The organism is Desulfogranum aggregans (assembly GCF_055398265.1).
Window position 1 is genome coordinate 89,936 of the sequence record NZ_AP042447.1, and the last position, 13,211, is coordinate 103,146.

Below are 13,211 nucleotides of genomic sequence, written 5' to 3' on the forward strand. Positions count from 1 at the left end.
AGACCATCGTTTTTTTGTACGTCCAGTTGTTGCCAGATGCTGTAAGTTGTACGCTCTGGCTAAGCGGTTGTTGTTTTGCGAAGGTGTTTAAGGGTGGCTTTGTTGAAAGCTACTCTCTTGCATTTTTCTCCTTTTCCATCCAGAGTGGAAAGCTTTTTCCCCGGAGGATACATAATGAAGGTAAAGGAAATTATGGAGCCGGTTAAGCAATACTGGTTGCTGCCGGAGAGTACCCTGAACGAAGCCGTGTGCACCATGCGTAAAACCAAATGGCCCGGAGGAGGGACCGTTAGTGGAATGTTGGTGCTGGAGCACGGCCTCAAACTGGTAGGGGTGATTTCCGTGAAAGACATCATCCGGGCGGCAATTCCCACCTACCTGGACAACAACTTGAGGGGCGTCACCTGGGATGGGATGTTTGATGAATATGTGAAAAAGGCGGGTAATCTCCCTGTAGCCAAAGTGATGACCAGGGAGTTGGTCACTATTGAGGCTGAAGATACCCTGATGCACTGCGCCCATCTGCTGATCAGCAAAAAACTGCAGCGGCTGCCGGTCGTCGATGAGGTCGGCAACGTTCTGGGGATAGTGCACATTCGGAACCTGTATGAGCACATAACCAACATCATGTGCTCCCTTGAACCCTAGGAAATATTCATGTCCGTCTTTGAACAGAGCTCGATAGCCGGTGATCCGTCCTTCTGGATGGCGACGGTGATCTTTTCAGTTTCCCTGATAGCCATCATGACCGATAAAATCCATAAAACGGTGGTGGCTGTATTCGGGGCGTCTTTGGTCCTTGTGCTGAAAATACTTGATCAGCATGAGGCGTTTCACCTCGAGGAATACGGTGTCGACTGGAACGTTGTCTTCCTGCTGGTGGGGATGATGATTATCATCAACCTGGTGCGTCCCACCGGGATGTTTGAATATATTGCCATAAAAAGTGCGAAACTGGGCAATGGCGAACCGGTGAGGATCCTGGTTATTCTCTCCCTGGTAACCGCCGTTCTCTCTGCCCTGCTGGATAACGTGACCACGATCCTGTTGATTGCCCCGGTGACCCTGCTGATAGCTGAGGCGCTGCAGGTGGATGCGATTCCGTTTCTTATTGCCGAGGCCTTGTCTTCAAATATCGGTGGGACAGCCACCCTGATCGGCGATCCGCCCAATATTATGATTGCCTCCCGCGCGCATCTCAGCTTTGTCGATTTTCTCGTCCATATGCTGCCCGCGGTGGTGGTGATCATGGCGGTTTTCCTGGTGATCATCAGGATGTTCTTTGCCAATCGCCTCATAGCCGACAGAGCGTTAAAGCATCGGGTGATGAATATGCGCGAGAGCGAGGCCATTCGAGATAAGCGCATGTTGGTCAAGTCCATAGCCGTCCTGGCGCTGGTAATGATCGGTTTTGCTTTGCACGGCGTTCTGGGGTATGAGCCGGCCACGGTTGCGCTTTTTGGTGCCGGGTTGCTGTTGCTGCTGGCCGGTTCCTCCGAGCTGCATCGATCGCTGGTTGAGGTGGAATGGCCGGTAATTTTCTTTTTTATCGGCCTGTTCATCATGGTCGGCGGCCTGGTTAAGGTCGGGCTGATCAACATGCTTTCACTGGAACTCATTGACCTGACCCAGGGAAATATGATGGTCGCCTCAATGCTGATCATGTGGTTTTCTGCGATTGCTTCTGCCATTATTGACAATATTCCCTTTGTTGCGAGTATGAACCCCCTGATCGTGGACATGGCCAAGGAGATGTGGCCCCACCTCTCTGGAACAGCGCTATTGCACCACCATGAACTTATGCCCGTCTGGTGGTCCTTGGCTTTGGGAGCCTGCCTGGGAGGCAACGGCTCGCCCATAGGCGCATCAGCCAATGTGATTGTAGTAGGCATGGCGGAAAAGGCGGGCTACAAGATCAGTTTTTTACGGTTTATGGCCTATGGGGTCCCTGTGACCCTGCTGACGGTTTGTATGGCTATGGTGTATGTCTTGTTGCGTTATTATCTGTTTGCCTAAATCCTTGACAGTTGATTTCTACAATGCAATGCACACTCTTGAAACACACCAGCACGAGCGTATCCTGAGACGAGCAAGGGCCGGTCTGCGCTCACTCTATGTGGGCGACTCCCTTGCCATGCCTGTCCATTGGTACTACAATCCTCGCGATATTTTCAGCGATTTTCCCGGTGGTATCCAACAGCTTGAGCATGCGCCGCAACGGCATCCTTCTTCGATCATGTCACTTCATTCAACAGCTGGCGGCGGGCGACGGAAACGGGCCACCAACCAGGACAGGGAAATCGTTGGCGAGGTGATCCTCAAGGGGAAAAGAGGTTACTGGGGGGGTGCCAATCAGCACTATCATCAGGGAATGCAGGCGGGCGAGAATACCCTCAACGCCCATTGTGCACGGCTGGTAACCCGCGTGCTTGCAGCAGCCGGAGGCCGTTATGAGCGCCAGCGTTTTCTAGAAGAGTATATCGGGTTCATGACCACCGAGGAACCCCAGCATCCGGACACCTATGCAGAATCCTTTCATCGGGGATTCTTCGCCAACCTGGAAAGCGGCAAGCCACCCGATCGCTGCGGGGCTGTGACTCATGATACCGCTTCGGTCGGCGGCTTGGTAATGCTGGCGCCCCTTGCCATAGGGCTGCTTGTTCATGGAAACGCTCTGGAGCATGTCCAGAGGATCTGCAGAGAGCACCTGTTGTTGACCCATCCGGATGATTTTCTCGCCGGCATAGGTGATGCGTTCGTCGAACTTGTGAGCGGCTTGCTCTCTCGGTCAGAGGATACTGCACCCCGGCAACTGATAGCCGACGCGGCCCAACGTTCCATGGGGATAAATGTGGCCGGCCTGGTCGCCAGAGCTGGCAGCGACAGTGAGGTGGTGGGCAGGCGCTATTCCACGGCCTGCTATATTACCGATTCGTGGCCGAGTATTCTCTACCTGGCATATAAGTATGCGGAGAATCTGCAGGCTGCCTTGCTTGCCAATACCAACCTGGGTGGGGATAATGTGCACCGGGGATCGGTGTTGGGCGTCCTGCTCGGCCTTGCCACCGGCCGGACCGTGGACCGGTTTTTTTATGGGTTAGTCGATCACCAGGCCATTGATGCGGAGATAACCCGATTGATCCGGTCCCCGAAAAAAGGGTGAGTGAATGACACCCTGTATGGGGCTGGGTGGGGCACCCCGTTGCATCATCGAGCGGTCCGCCTTTTCCATACGGTACCCATTGCCGGACGAAGATTACACATAGCAAAGGCATCGTTCCACCCGCATAAAAATACCCTTTCGGTCTTCGTCTCCTAGGAGACCGGCAACCTGTAACAGAGAGAAGGATAGAGCAATGATTGATGTGCCTGAGTGTAATAAATGTGGCTCGAAATACACCTATGATGATGGAACACTCTTTGTCTGCCCAGAGTGCGGGCATGAGTGGTCAAAAGAGGTTGTACCGGAAAGGAATGCTGCTGAAAAATCCATTACAGACGCCAATGGAAATCCGCTGAGCGATGGGGATAGTGTTTCCGTGATCAAGGATTTAAAAGTAAAAGGGGCATCTACGGTGGTGAAGGTGGGTACCAAAGTGAAGAATATCAGGCTGGTTGACGGCGATCACGATATTGATTGCAGAATTGAGGGGATCGGCGCCATGAAACTCAAATCAAAGTTTGTGAAAAAAATATAACCGCATACACCAGCTATTCGAGACTCCTTCATGGCATCGTTCACGATCCCTGGTTGCCCCTCATCGTGGCCACTGCATCTGTAACAAGTCAGCCAATCTGTTGTCGAGCTTCCTTGAGTGGGGTACCCGTTCGGTACCCCATCGGTCGGTCAGGGCAAGAGCCTGATAAGCTGCCACACCACCAAGGTAACCGCTGCCATCAGCAACAGTACCTTGACCCTTCCTGCCACGTCGGGGTTGACGGCTGGCGGCATTTCCTCCCGGTAATCGTGAAAAACGTGGCCTTCGGAAGAATCCTCGGGTTTGATCATGAATACAACCAGATCCCGCCATTTTCTTAACTTTTCTCGCATGGTATCCTCCTGGATGGCTTGCTGTGGCTGAGGACCGATTTACATCTTCTTGCTTTACCCTTTACAATAATTATTGAGCGTAGATTAGTAAAATTAATTCATCTTAACTTTAGAGAAAGCAAGGCTAATGCTCCCCGAATTTAATCGGCTCAAGGGTTTTTCTTTATCTACACCAGCAGCAGCCTGATGATTGCCGGAGGCGGTGCGCCTACCCGGGCTGTTGATCGTCCTCTCTTTTTTTATTTTACCAGGAAGGTATCGATGCAGCGTGGAATTGTAGCCGAATGGAACGAGGACAAGGGGTTTGGGTTCATAACTCCCGCATCAGGCGAACGACCTCTTTTTTTTCACATCAGTGATTACAGCAAACAACACAGGCAGCCGGTGGAAGGGCTGAAGGTGAAGTATGTGCGGGAAAAGGATGCCAAAGGGCGAAGGTGCGCAGCTGATGTTCGCCCTGCCTGGGGGCACAAGCGGGTCAACCGGCAACTCCGGCAGAAAATGCTTTCGCTCACTCTTTTTACCGGTTTTACAGCCTTTCTCTTTTACCTTTCTCATGCCCGATTGATACCCATTGAGGTGGTTGGGGGCTATGCGTTGATGAGCAGCATTGCTCTATTAATTTATGCCAAGGATAAGCGTGCTGCAACAAGGGGAGAGTGGCGAGTTTCGGAGGGTACCCTGCACGCACTCGCTCTGGCGGGAGGGTGGCCTGGGGCCGCTATCGCCCAAAGTTTTTTGCGGCACAAGTCAACCAAGGTTTCCTTCAGGGCCATTTACTGGATAACGGTTTTTGTTAATTGCTGGGTTCTGTTTTGGCTGACGACACCGCAGGGGAGGCTCTGGATGCATGGTGTGTTGAACGGGCTGGGGCAGTAGCAATGTGGTCCGTCTGCTGCCTGCTTCCGTTTGTATATACTTGGGATATAGTGCGCAGGTAGCCGCTTGAAATGCCTGGACGTGGGCAGCGAATGTTACTCTTGCTGGCATGTGTTCGTAACTGGAGCGAGGCGGATTGATGATGGTGTTGGATGCATTGCATTGTCTGCACGATTCGGGCGAAAAATCAAGAAGATGTGTTGAAAAATGTTGCGTGGGAATGGTTTTCGTGGTAGCGCTCAAGAGTTATCTCTGTAACTTGCTGTTTGATGGACATTAACTGCCATTTTTCACCATTTAACCGTCAAGGAGGGATTGATCATGCGAACTTGTCTAATCATTGCAGTGGCTCTGGTGTTTATTACTGCTTCCACAGGCTATGCAGAACACGAATGGTATGTTGCTGGCTCTGTAAGTTACCTGATGCAGAGCGATAGTGATAACAGCGGCACCACAGGGGATTTCACTACTGGAAATGGCTCACCGGTTGTACCATTTGGGACCCCCATTGCTGCAGGAACACCATATGGATGGGAAACTGAATTTGACAGTGGGTGGGCGATATCCGGTGAAGGCGGGTTGATGTATGATAGTGGACTGAGATCCGGTATAGAACTGACCTACTCCAGTGCGGATGTTGATACGCATAAAAACGTAAATGTTGCCGGCACCGTTATAGACGGTGTAGATGCAGCTGTGCTTACCGGTTCCTCCAGTCAGCTTGGAGCAACTGTCGGCCAGGTCGTTGCAGATGGTCAGGGATCAATATCATCGACAGGGCTTTTTCTGAACATTTACTATGATTTCGTTCAATTAGGATCATTTTATCCCTACCTTGGTGCAGGTATTGGCTTCATGACGGTAGATGTGGAGTATGAACCATCAGGAGTGAAGATCATCGATGATGACGAGACAAAATTTGGTTTTCAACTGAAAGCCGGTGCAACATGGCGATGCACTGAGACTGTTGATATCTATGGTGAGTATGCATTCCGCATGACCGATGATATCGAAGTGGATAATTCCTTATTTCCAGGGAAATTGGACATCGAAAATAAACAACATCTGATAAGCGTGGGCGTAAGGTTTCGCTTTCCTTACTAGTCAGGCTCGTTAGACAGCTTGCTGGTGTCGAATTTTTCTCTGGAAAGCACAGAAAATTTTCCAGCACCGACGCAACGTTGTCACTGATTTCAGGCGAGAATGAAAAAAGTTCCATCAGGAGTAGCCTGATGGAACTTTTTTTGTTTGCAGGAAGGGGTGGGTTTTTCGGGCACAATACCCGAAGAGAACTAATTTTCCACGGCAACCAGCGAGATGGAGAGTGATTTTTCCAGGGCCTGGATCTTATCCAGCGCCTCCTGCTCAACCAATGCCGGTTTGATATCCTGACAGGTGAAGGAGAGCAGTGGCTTTCCGATTTCTTTTTCCAGGTTCTGAATTGCGGAAAGGGCATCTTTGTTCAGGTGGGAATAGCTGCACAGCATAGGAACCTCCATAGGGTTATGAGTGTGTAGTTCTAGTGCCTTGATACACATACTATGCAGCCATTTCCGGTATGGTGCAATGGGAGGAGAGACGGAGCAAAGTGGGAGGATAAACCTACTGGTTGGTCAGTGAGAGGAGGTAGGTCCGCAGGTTGACCTTTCGATGGGTAATGCCAAGTTTTTTACGGATGTTTTTGCGATGGAACTCGATCGCATCCACCGAACAGCCCTGGACATGGGCGATTTCCTTGGTGGTTCGCCCATCACGGATCAGGGCAGCAATTTGCATTTCGCTGGGGGTCAGCTGGAGCTTGAGCGAGGAAAAACGGGAAAAGAGGGGCGAAATGATATTCTCCAGTCCGGAGCGTATGGTTTCTGCCCACATTTTTTGCCGGGTACTTAAGGAACTGGCTGCCAACATTTCCAGGTAGGGAAAGAGCTGTTCCCGAACGTTACGTACCAGGTTTTCCTCCATTTCTTTTTTATCCTGTTCCCGTTGCCGCAAGAGCACCTTGAGCGCGGTGTTTGTTTCTTCCAAGGCGTCTTTCTGGACGTTTAATTCCTGCTCACTCGCTTCCAGCCTCAGGGTTTGCTCCCGCAACTCTTCTTCCAGCTGCTTGAGCGGGGTAATATTTTCGTGGCTGACCACTATATGCAGGTCGTCTTGACGCTGCAGACGGGTAGCCCGCATATAAAACCACCGTTTTTCTTCAGGAGAATGGCAGGGGTACTCCATCACAAATTCATCTATCCTCCCTTCGATGAGGTCGGTGATTCCCTGATAAACAGGATTTGCCTCCTGGGACGAGGGACCAAGGGAAGAAGTGCAAACCTGGAGGTAATTGATCCCAACCATATCCGGCCGCATGGTGACCGCATTGGCCCGGGCAAAATTTTTCCATGCTGCATTGGTGTCAAGAATCACTCCATGTCTGTCCAGGATGGCGACGTGGGCAGAGAGCGAGTCAAGGACGCTGCGACTGGAATCAGGGGAAGGGGGGTGCTTGTCGTGGGTATGCATCAGTAATCCCTGGGGGGAGGAGCGGAGAGTATGTACAGCCGGCTGCTTTCACGTCATCGGATGGATGAGCGAAGCTATGATTTCCAGTGCCTCGGCAAAGGTTAGAGGGGATGGGCTGCAGACAATATCTGGATCGACAACATGAACCCGGTCGTTTTTGACTGCAGTAGCATCCTTGAAGGTCCGCCATTTTTCTCGCTGCATGGCAGCGACGCCGGTTTCAGAGCCCATGATGGCGATGATGATCACGTCCGGGTCGTGGGCGAGTACCCGTTCTGTATTCATGGTCCCGTTTTTCTGGTCGCCGGCAATATTGATGCCGTTGCCATAGACAAGGTAATCGTTGGTGAATGAGCCTTTGACCGAAGAAAAGAGCGGCTGGGAACCAATCTGGAGAAAAACCTTTTGCGGAGGAGTAGCGGCATATCGATCGGTAACCGCCTGTACCCGCTGCCTGGCCTCCTCGACAATGTCCGCTGCTCGTTTTTCCAGACCCAGCAGCCGGCCAAGTTCAAGAAATTGGGAGCAGATGCCTGCAAAAGAAGTGGGTTGTTTAAACCGAACCACACGCAGGCCGAGCGCACGCATCTGTCGAAGCTGTTGGTCCTGGGTGAGTCCTGTTGCCAGGACCAGATCCGGTTTAAGGCTGACGATTTTTTCCAGGGACACCTGCATCACCGAGCCGATTTTCTCTTTGTTTTTTGCAGCTTCCGGTCGAACGCAGTAGCTGGTATTGGCTACCAGTCGATCATCAGCGCCGAGCAGGTAGACGCTTTCAGTATTGATCGGCCCAAGAGAGATTATGCGCTGTGGTGCCGGGTCCTGCGATGATGGAGTTGCGCCCTGACTATCTGCATAGAGAGAACCCGGCTGTATCGCGAGCAGAGAGAAAACGAGGAGCAGGGAGAACACCATCTTCATGAAAAGCAATTGTTTGAAATATTGATGTTTTCTAAAGAGACGGACGCTTCGCTGGTGTGCTGAATTACCTTGTTGATGCATGCTCAGTGGTCCCTAGGATAGTGTGGTGTGCGTACAGGACTGTTTGTTCCATAAAGTAGGTATACCTGTCCCGACATCAAGGGCAATGCGGCCAGTTAAGGCAACCCCAACCGGGAAATGGTTGTGCACAGGATTGACAACCGTTATTTGCCTATTTGTGCTTCTGCGCCCGCCAGCAGTGCGGCCAGGCCCCTGGCCAGCACGCGGGGGATGTGTTCGGGCGTATAGGGTGCCAGGTTGACATCAGGCTGACCGACCAGTTCAGCCGCTATGGTTTCGGTCCAGGCATCGATGCTGGTCATATCCTTGATAGTTCCTCTTTCCACCTCGTCACTGATAGCGAGCACTGCCTTGAGGAAATCAGCATATGAGGACTCGAGCAGGATACGCTCAAGCTGGGCCCGCAGTTGATGGGTCTTTTGAGGGCTCGTGACTTGACTGCACACAGCGTGGAGACTGATTTGCCTTTCCTTCAGCCGCTGAAAAATGGTTCGTCCGGCTGTCAGACCGTTTTGTAGATGAACCGCTTCCTGTACCCCGGCATAGACGGCCCTGGCAATGAGTTCGCCCATTTTGGTATGCCCGCCAGAGGAGTCTATGGGGTATCCATCGCCTTCAACCACCAGGATGTTGTCGGTTCCGGTGCCGGTCGCCTGGTGGGTCTGCGGGGTAGCGCTGGAGCGGATGTCCAGATCCTGCAAAGCGGCGGATTTGGCTTCGGTCGCACTAATGAGTGCCCTGGTCATGGCACGCTGAGAAAGGCGCATGTTGGTGAGGAGCAGGATATTGATGGTTCCGGGCGTGGTGGTTGGCGTTTGTGCGGGTTCGTAAAAAGCACCTGTATCTTTACCCATACGCACACTGTTGCTGCTCACTCCCGCGGTAACCAGCGCCGCGACCTCCATCTCTTTAAAGTGTTCCCTTGCCACGGAGAGGTTGTCCATATTGGCGCCGGTAAAGAGAATTGACGTCGATTGAGACGGTAGAGCCAGGACCTGCAACGTTTCTTCACGTAATGCCTCCAATCCCTGCCGGTGTCCAAGTCCCCACGAGGGTGGAGGAAAGTAGTGATTGGCCACGGTCGTGATCCCGCTGCGAGGACCTTCCAGGCTGGAGACCACCCTCATGGGACGGGTAAAGTCGACAATCACCGACTTATTTCGATAATCTTTGATATCCGACTCAACGATGCCAGCCTGGCGTACATAGTCGAGTTTGAGCTCGAGGGGAGTGGTCTTAATGACCTGCTCCGGGAGTACAAAACTGTCAGGTTCGCTGAATTCCCGGGAATAAATGCGCGCGGCGAGCCAGGAGACAAAGTCGCCGGTATGGGTGGCCGCCCTGCAGGTGAGGTCGCAGGGGAAGAAATAAATGCGGTTGTTTTTCACCGCATCCACCGTGTTCCAGTCCGGTTGGTGGAGGACATCGAGAAGCGAACGATCGTCCCCGCAGCCATAGAGGACCTGCGGGTTAAAGGTGAGCCACTGTTCCAGGCTCACCGGAAGAATGGTGCCGTTTGCACCGAGACTGATCGGCATGCCGCCGGCTGCTCGGATGAATTCATGCTGGAATGAATCGTCGCCAGGGGTCATGATGCTTTTCCGGCCCATGAGGCGCATGACCCGCTGCCGTTTTTCAGGGGGAATTGCGGCAGTTTTCTTTGCAATAATCTGCAGCTGTTCCTGTTGTCGGGTGATAATTTCCTCAGCCCTGTTTTCCCGGTTAAAGAGGCGACCAAGCAGGCGGATCTGTTCAAAGCTCTCAGCTATGGTTTGCGGCGACAGTTCCACCAGGGTGGTTGTGTCGCTGAAGCGTTCTCGCACCCCCTGCTGCAGGCCGGCATAAAAGATGAGGTCCGGTTTGAGAGCGGCAACCTGGTCCAGATCCGGAGTGAAAAAGCCACCGACCGTGGGTATGGAGCTGGTCTGCGGAGGAAGGACCGAGTGATAGGTGATCCCTCGAACAGTATCTGCTGCACCAAGGCGCAGCAGAATTTCGGTGATTGAGGGAACCAGGGAGACAACCGCCTGGGGTGGTGCATGGAGGATGATTGTGCGGTTGCCGGCATCGGTAAAGGTGAGGGAGGATGCCGCTGTCTGTGCGCTTGCAGGGAACAAGAGAAACATCATGGCAAATAAACGGAGTGTGAATTTCATGGCAGGCTGCGCAGGCTGAGAGAAAAGAAAGAGGGCGGCGTGCATGGCAGGCAGGATGGAGTCATCCTCCAGACGACACGCGCCGCAACGACGGTGGTTTTTTTTCCTCGGGGTGGTCACGGGTGATTTTTGCATTGCCTGGATTATCCTTTTTTCGGTCGATATATCCAGCTCACTGTGACCCAATTCCTTAGAGTTGTGGCACTTGTGCACCGCCTGACGAACAGTTCTGTAGAGTGGTGGGTGCAAAATCAAGCGGCAGGTGAAGGAGTGCCGCCCCCCTGAGGAGAAGAAGGGCGGCAAGGAGACAGCGGAAGGGCAGGCTGTTTTCCAGGGACAGCATGCATCCTTCCAGGTGCTCCGTCAGGTCAACCTGACGGATGAGGTACCAGGCAAGGGGAAAGAGGGTGAAGGTACTCGCCTGGCTGCAGAGGGGCAACACCCCTCTGTGTTTCTGTTCTTGTCGGGCAGGGGAGGAAACTCCTTCCCCGCCCTTGATGGTAAAGATGCCGAGCGCGTGGTTATGTCCCGGCAGGAGCGAGTTCAGCTCCATCAGTACTCCCAGCGCAACCCAAGAAACCAGTTGATGCCAGGCATGGGGTAGCCTTTGACGTATGCATACTCTTCGTCAAACAGGTTGCGCACCTCGCCGCGAAGGGTAAAAGCACCATAGGTTGCTGATTCGTAAAAACGATAGGAGGCCACCAGGTCGGCAACGGTGGAGGAGTCGAGCTCAACAACAGGGGTCGGGTATTCGCCGGATTCCCAGTCATCAACATCCTGTTCGCCGGTATAGGCGACATTGAAGCGAACAAAGGTACCTGCGCCGTCACCAACAACCAACCCGGCAGAGAGGGTGGTGCCGCTCACATACAGCAGATCTTCACCGGTTTCGTCATCCTCATATTCTGTAAGGAGGGTCAAACCCAGGTAGGGGCGTACTTCCCACGCCCATCCCATGGGGTCACCCACGTCATAACTGATTTCCCCCTCAAAACCGGCGATGGTGGCATCACCAAGGTTTTTCCAGGTGGCCGATCCATCCGGGAGATAGTCGGTGGTGATTTTGTCTTCAAAATCCGTGTAGAAATAGGTGAGGGAAGCGTTGAGGCTATTGAGGGCGAAATCCACACCGCCTTCGTAGGTGGCGCTTTTCTCGGGGTCAAGACCAGGATTACCTACTGTCCTGGTACCAAAAGAAGTGAAATCCGCTGCCAGCTGATCAGCAGAAGGCATTCTGAATGCCTCAGCGTACTGGGCGCGGAATTTGAGGTTGTCGGTGGCCATCCAGGCTAGACCGATAAGGGGGGTCAGGCGGTTCTGGTCCTCATCCCTGCCTGCAGGTTCTTCCACTTCAACCTCGTACCAGTCATAGCGCAGCCCATAGTTGAAGGTGAGGGTATCATCGACAAAGGTGGAATGACCCAGGAGGAAAAGCGCCGGATTGCTGTAGGTTGTTTTGTTGGGGGTCCAGGTGTTTTCCACATCGTAGTCCAGCCAGTCGAATCCAGCGGTCAATGTGGCCAGAGGAAAAGTTCCGGTAACCTGGGCCTGGGCACCCTGCTGGTCGGTCTCGTTGGAGGAGTCTATACCGGTGTCCCAGCCGGAGGCATTGGACGCAGTGGGGCTTTTCCACGTATTTTCGTCTTTGCCGAAAAAGTAGCGGACCATCCATTGGTACTGGTTGTTGTCGGTCGCGCCGGTGTACCTGGCATCCACGGAATAGTTGTCTTTATCCGTGGTGTTGTCCAGGTCGGGGTTGCTGAAATATCCCGGATCGCCTGCATCATCGACTTGAAATCCGGTATAGATTATACCCAGTCGATTGGTATCGGAAAAGGAATAGCCGAGATTGGCGCTGATCCCGGTCTGATAGTCGATGCCGGTGTTGGGGAAAGTATCGCCGCTGCCGGTATCGTAGTCCCCTTCTGTTCGATAGGTGAAGGATCCGGCAAAATCAATATTGTTCTGGTCTACCATACCGCCGATGGAGCCTTCACCGGTATCAAAGGATCCGCCGCCGCCCTCTACAAACAGGCTGTTGGCTGTACCCTGTCGGGTAATGACATTGACCACCCCGCCCATGCCTGCAGAGCCATACTGTACGGCTCCCGGCCCGCGGACAATCTCGACCCGTTCAACATTTTTCGTCAATATCTTGGCGGCATTGCCGGTGCCTGCACGACGACCGTCCAAAAGAATCAGCACTTTGCCCTGAAGATCGTTACCATGGGTATCGGTGCGAAATCCGCGAATGCCAATGGAGGTGAGGGTGCCAGGATACTTCTGGAGGTGACCGATCCCGTTTTCCGCCAGCAGGTCTGCAACATTGCGGCTGGCAGATTGTTCGATTTCTTCCCGATCGATAACGGTAAGGTTGGCGCTTACCTTTTTTTTGCTTTCGGCACTCCGGCTGGCAGTGACGACTACTTCGTCCATCATGGTGGGCTGCGGGGATGCCTCAGCGCCGATGGCGGCAGTGGCTGGCAGGCAGGCAAGCATGGGAAACAGTAAAGCAGGGTAAACCTTTTTCATTCCTTATTTCTCCTCCTTTTGGGTGATGCTTTGTCCGGAGAGAAATAAAAAAATCCCCGAACCAATGAGTACGCAATTGA

13 protein-coding genes are annotated in these 13,211 nt (G+C 52.9%); 6 read left to right on the forward strand and 7 right to left on the reverse strand.

From position 1 onward, the window contains the following. The first annotated feature begins 174 nt into the window (after positions 1 to 174). The 4 genes from ACZ52Z_RS00390 (at position 175) to ACZ52Z_RS00405 (ending at position 3,698) form a co-directional block, all read left to right on the forward strand. Positions 175 to 648, forward strand: a complete 474-nt coding sequence (locus ACZ52Z_RS00390; protein WP_464268784.1) for a CBS domain-containing protein — start codon at positions 175 to 177, stop codon at positions 646 to 648. 9 nt (positions 649 to 657) lie between these two features. Continuing rightward, the gene (locus ACZ52Z_RS00395) at positions 658 to 2,016 is read left to right on the forward strand and encodes an ArsB/NhaD family transporter (RefSeq protein WP_464268785.1); all 1,359 of its coding nucleotides are present in this window, start codon (positions 658 to 660) and stop codon (positions 2,014 to 2,016) included. A 28-nt stretch (positions 2,017 to 2,044) separates the two neighbouring features. Then, positions 2,045 to 3,163, forward strand: coding sequence for an ADP-ribosylglycohydrolase family protein (locus ACZ52Z_RS00400; RefSeq protein ID WP_464268786.1), 1,119 nt, complete (start codon positions 2,045 to 2,047; stop codon positions 3,161 to 3,163). Between the two features lie 193 nt (positions 3,164 to 3,356). Beyond that, a complete protein-coding gene (locus ACZ52Z_RS00405; RefSeq protein ID WP_464268787.1) occupies positions 3,357 to 3,698 on the forward strand; it encodes a zinc ribbon domain-containing protein YjdM in 342 nt (113 codons plus the stop codon). Positions 3,699 to 3,847: 149 nt separating this feature from the next. On the opposite strand, the gene ACZ52Z_RS00410 is transcribed toward ACZ52Z_RS00405, so the two are convergent. Then, positions 3,848 to 4,051 carry a hypothetical protein gene (locus tag ACZ52Z_RS00410; protein ID WP_464268788.1) on the reverse strand — a complete coding sequence of 68 codons (204 nt, stop codon included), beginning with the start codon at positions 4,049 to 4,051 and terminating at the stop codon, positions 3,848 to 3,850. A 261-nt stretch (positions 4,052 to 4,312) separates the two neighbouring features. Between ACZ52Z_RS00410 and ACZ52Z_RS00415 the strand changes: the two genes are divergently transcribed. Both ACZ52Z_RS00415 and ACZ52Z_RS00420 read left to right on the forward strand, forming a co-directional pair. Beyond that, on the forward strand, positions 4,313 to 4,930 hold the full coding sequence (locus ACZ52Z_RS00415; RefSeq protein WP_464268789.1) for a DUF1294 domain-containing protein: 618 nt from the start codon (positions 4,313 to 4,315) through the stop codon (positions 4,928 to 4,930). A gap of 321 nt (positions 4,931 to 5,251) precedes the next feature. Beyond that, positions 5,252 to 6,034 carry an outer membrane protein gene (locus ACZ52Z_RS00420; protein ID WP_464270738.1) on the forward strand — a complete coding sequence of 261 codons (783 nt, stop codon included), beginning with the start codon at positions 5,252 to 5,254 and terminating at the stop codon, positions 6,032 to 6,034. Between the two features lie 188 nt (positions 6,035 to 6,222). Here ACZ52Z_RS00420 and ACZ52Z_RS00425 read toward each other — a convergent pair whose 3' ends face one another. The 6 genes from ACZ52Z_RS00425 to ACZ52Z_RS00450 form a co-directional block, all read right to left on the reverse strand. Beyond that, positions 6,223 to 6,417, reverse strand: coding sequence for a hypothetical protein (locus tag ACZ52Z_RS00425; protein WP_464268790.1), 195 nt, complete (start codon positions 6,415 to 6,417; stop codon positions 6,223 to 6,225). A 115-nt stretch (positions 6,418 to 6,532) separates the two neighbouring features. Beyond that, positions 6,533 to 7,438, reverse strand: coding sequence for a LuxR C-terminal-related transcriptional regulator (locus tag ACZ52Z_RS00430; RefSeq protein ID WP_464268791.1), 906 nt, complete (start codon positions 7,436 to 7,438; stop codon positions 6,533 to 6,535). A 48-nt stretch (positions 7,439 to 7,486) separates the two neighbouring features. Then, positions 7,487 to 8,359 (reverse strand): helical backbone metal receptor, encoded by an 873-nt coding sequence (locus ACZ52Z_RS00435; RefSeq protein ID WP_464268792.1) that lies wholly within the window; start codon positions 8,357 to 8,359, stop codon positions 7,487 to 7,489. 224 nt (positions 8,360 to 8,583) lie between these two features. Further along, positions 8,584 to 10,731 (reverse strand): adenosylcobinamide amidohydrolase, encoded by a 2,148-nt coding sequence (locus ACZ52Z_RS00440; RefSeq protein WP_464268793.1) that lies wholly within the window; start codon positions 10,729 to 10,731, stop codon positions 8,584 to 8,586. A gap of 55 nt (positions 10,732 to 10,786) precedes the next feature. After that, on the reverse strand, positions 10,787 to 11,149 hold the full coding sequence (locus ACZ52Z_RS00445) for a hypothetical protein (protein ID WP_464268794.1): 363 nt from the start codon (positions 11,147 to 11,149) through the stop codon (positions 10,787 to 10,789). Next, entirely contained in the window at positions 11,149 to 13,131 is a 1,983-nt protein-coding gene (locus tag ACZ52Z_RS00450) for a TonB-dependent receptor plug domain-containing protein (RefSeq protein WP_464268795.1), read from the reverse strand. Before ACZ52Z_RS00450 ends, ACZ52Z_RS00445 begins: the two co-directional genes overlap by 1 nt. Positions 13,132 to 13,211 lie beyond the last annotated feature (80 nt).

Excerpts from the sequence above, each read along its gene's own strand:
- ACZ52Z_RS00405 (WP_464268787.1), top strand. The coding sequence starts at position 3,357 with ATGATTGATGTGCCTGAGTGTAATAAATGTGGCTCGAAATACACCTAT.
- ACZ52Z_RS00440 (WP_464268793.1), bottom strand. The coding sequence starts at position 10,731 with ATGCAAAAATCACCCGTGACCACCCCGAGGAAAAAAAACCACCGTCGT.
- ACZ52Z_RS00395 (WP_464268785.1), top strand. The coding sequence starts at position 658 with ATGTCCGTCTTTGAACAGAGCTCGATAGCCGGTGATCCGTCCTTCTGG.
- ACZ52Z_RS00435 (WP_464268792.1), bottom strand. The coding sequence starts at position 8,359 with ATGAAGATGGTGTTCTCCCTGCTCCTCGTTTTCTCTCTGCTCGCGATA.
- ACZ52Z_RS00450 (WP_464268795.1), bottom strand. The coding sequence starts at position 13,131 with ATGAAAAAGGTTTACCCTGCTTTACTGTTTCCCATGCTTGCCTGCCTG.
- ACZ52Z_RS00410 (WP_464268788.1), bottom strand. The coding sequence starts at position 4,051 with ATGCGAGAAAAGTTAAGAAAATGGCGGGATCTGGTTGTATTCATGATC.
- ACZ52Z_RS00400 (WP_464268786.1), top strand. The coding sequence starts at position 2,045 with ATGCACACTCTTGAAACACACCAGCACGAGCGTATCCTGAGACGAGCA.
- ACZ52Z_RS00415 (WP_464268789.1), top strand. The coding sequence starts at position 4,313 with ATGCAGCGTGGAATTGTAGCCGAATGGAACGAGGACAAGGGGTTTGGG.
- ACZ52Z_RS00445 (WP_464268794.1), bottom strand. The coding sequence starts at position 11,149 with ATGGAGCTGAACTCGCTCCTGCCGGGACATAACCACGCGCTCGGCATC.
- ACZ52Z_RS00390 (WP_464268784.1), top strand. The coding sequence starts at position 175 with ATGAAGGTAAAGGAAATTATGGAGCCGGTTAAGCAATACTGGTTGCTG.
- ACZ52Z_RS00425 (WP_464268790.1), bottom strand. The coding sequence starts at position 6,417 with ATGCTGTGCAGCTATTCCCACCTGAACAAAGATGCCCTTTCCGCAATT.
- ACZ52Z_RS00430 (WP_464268791.1), bottom strand. The coding sequence starts at position 7,438 with ATGCATACCCACGACAAGCACCCCCCTTCCCCTGATTCCAGTCGCAGC.
- ACZ52Z_RS00420 (WP_464270738.1), top strand. The coding sequence starts at position 5,252 with ATGCGAACTTGTCTAATCATTGCAGTGGCTCTGGTGTTTATTACTGCT.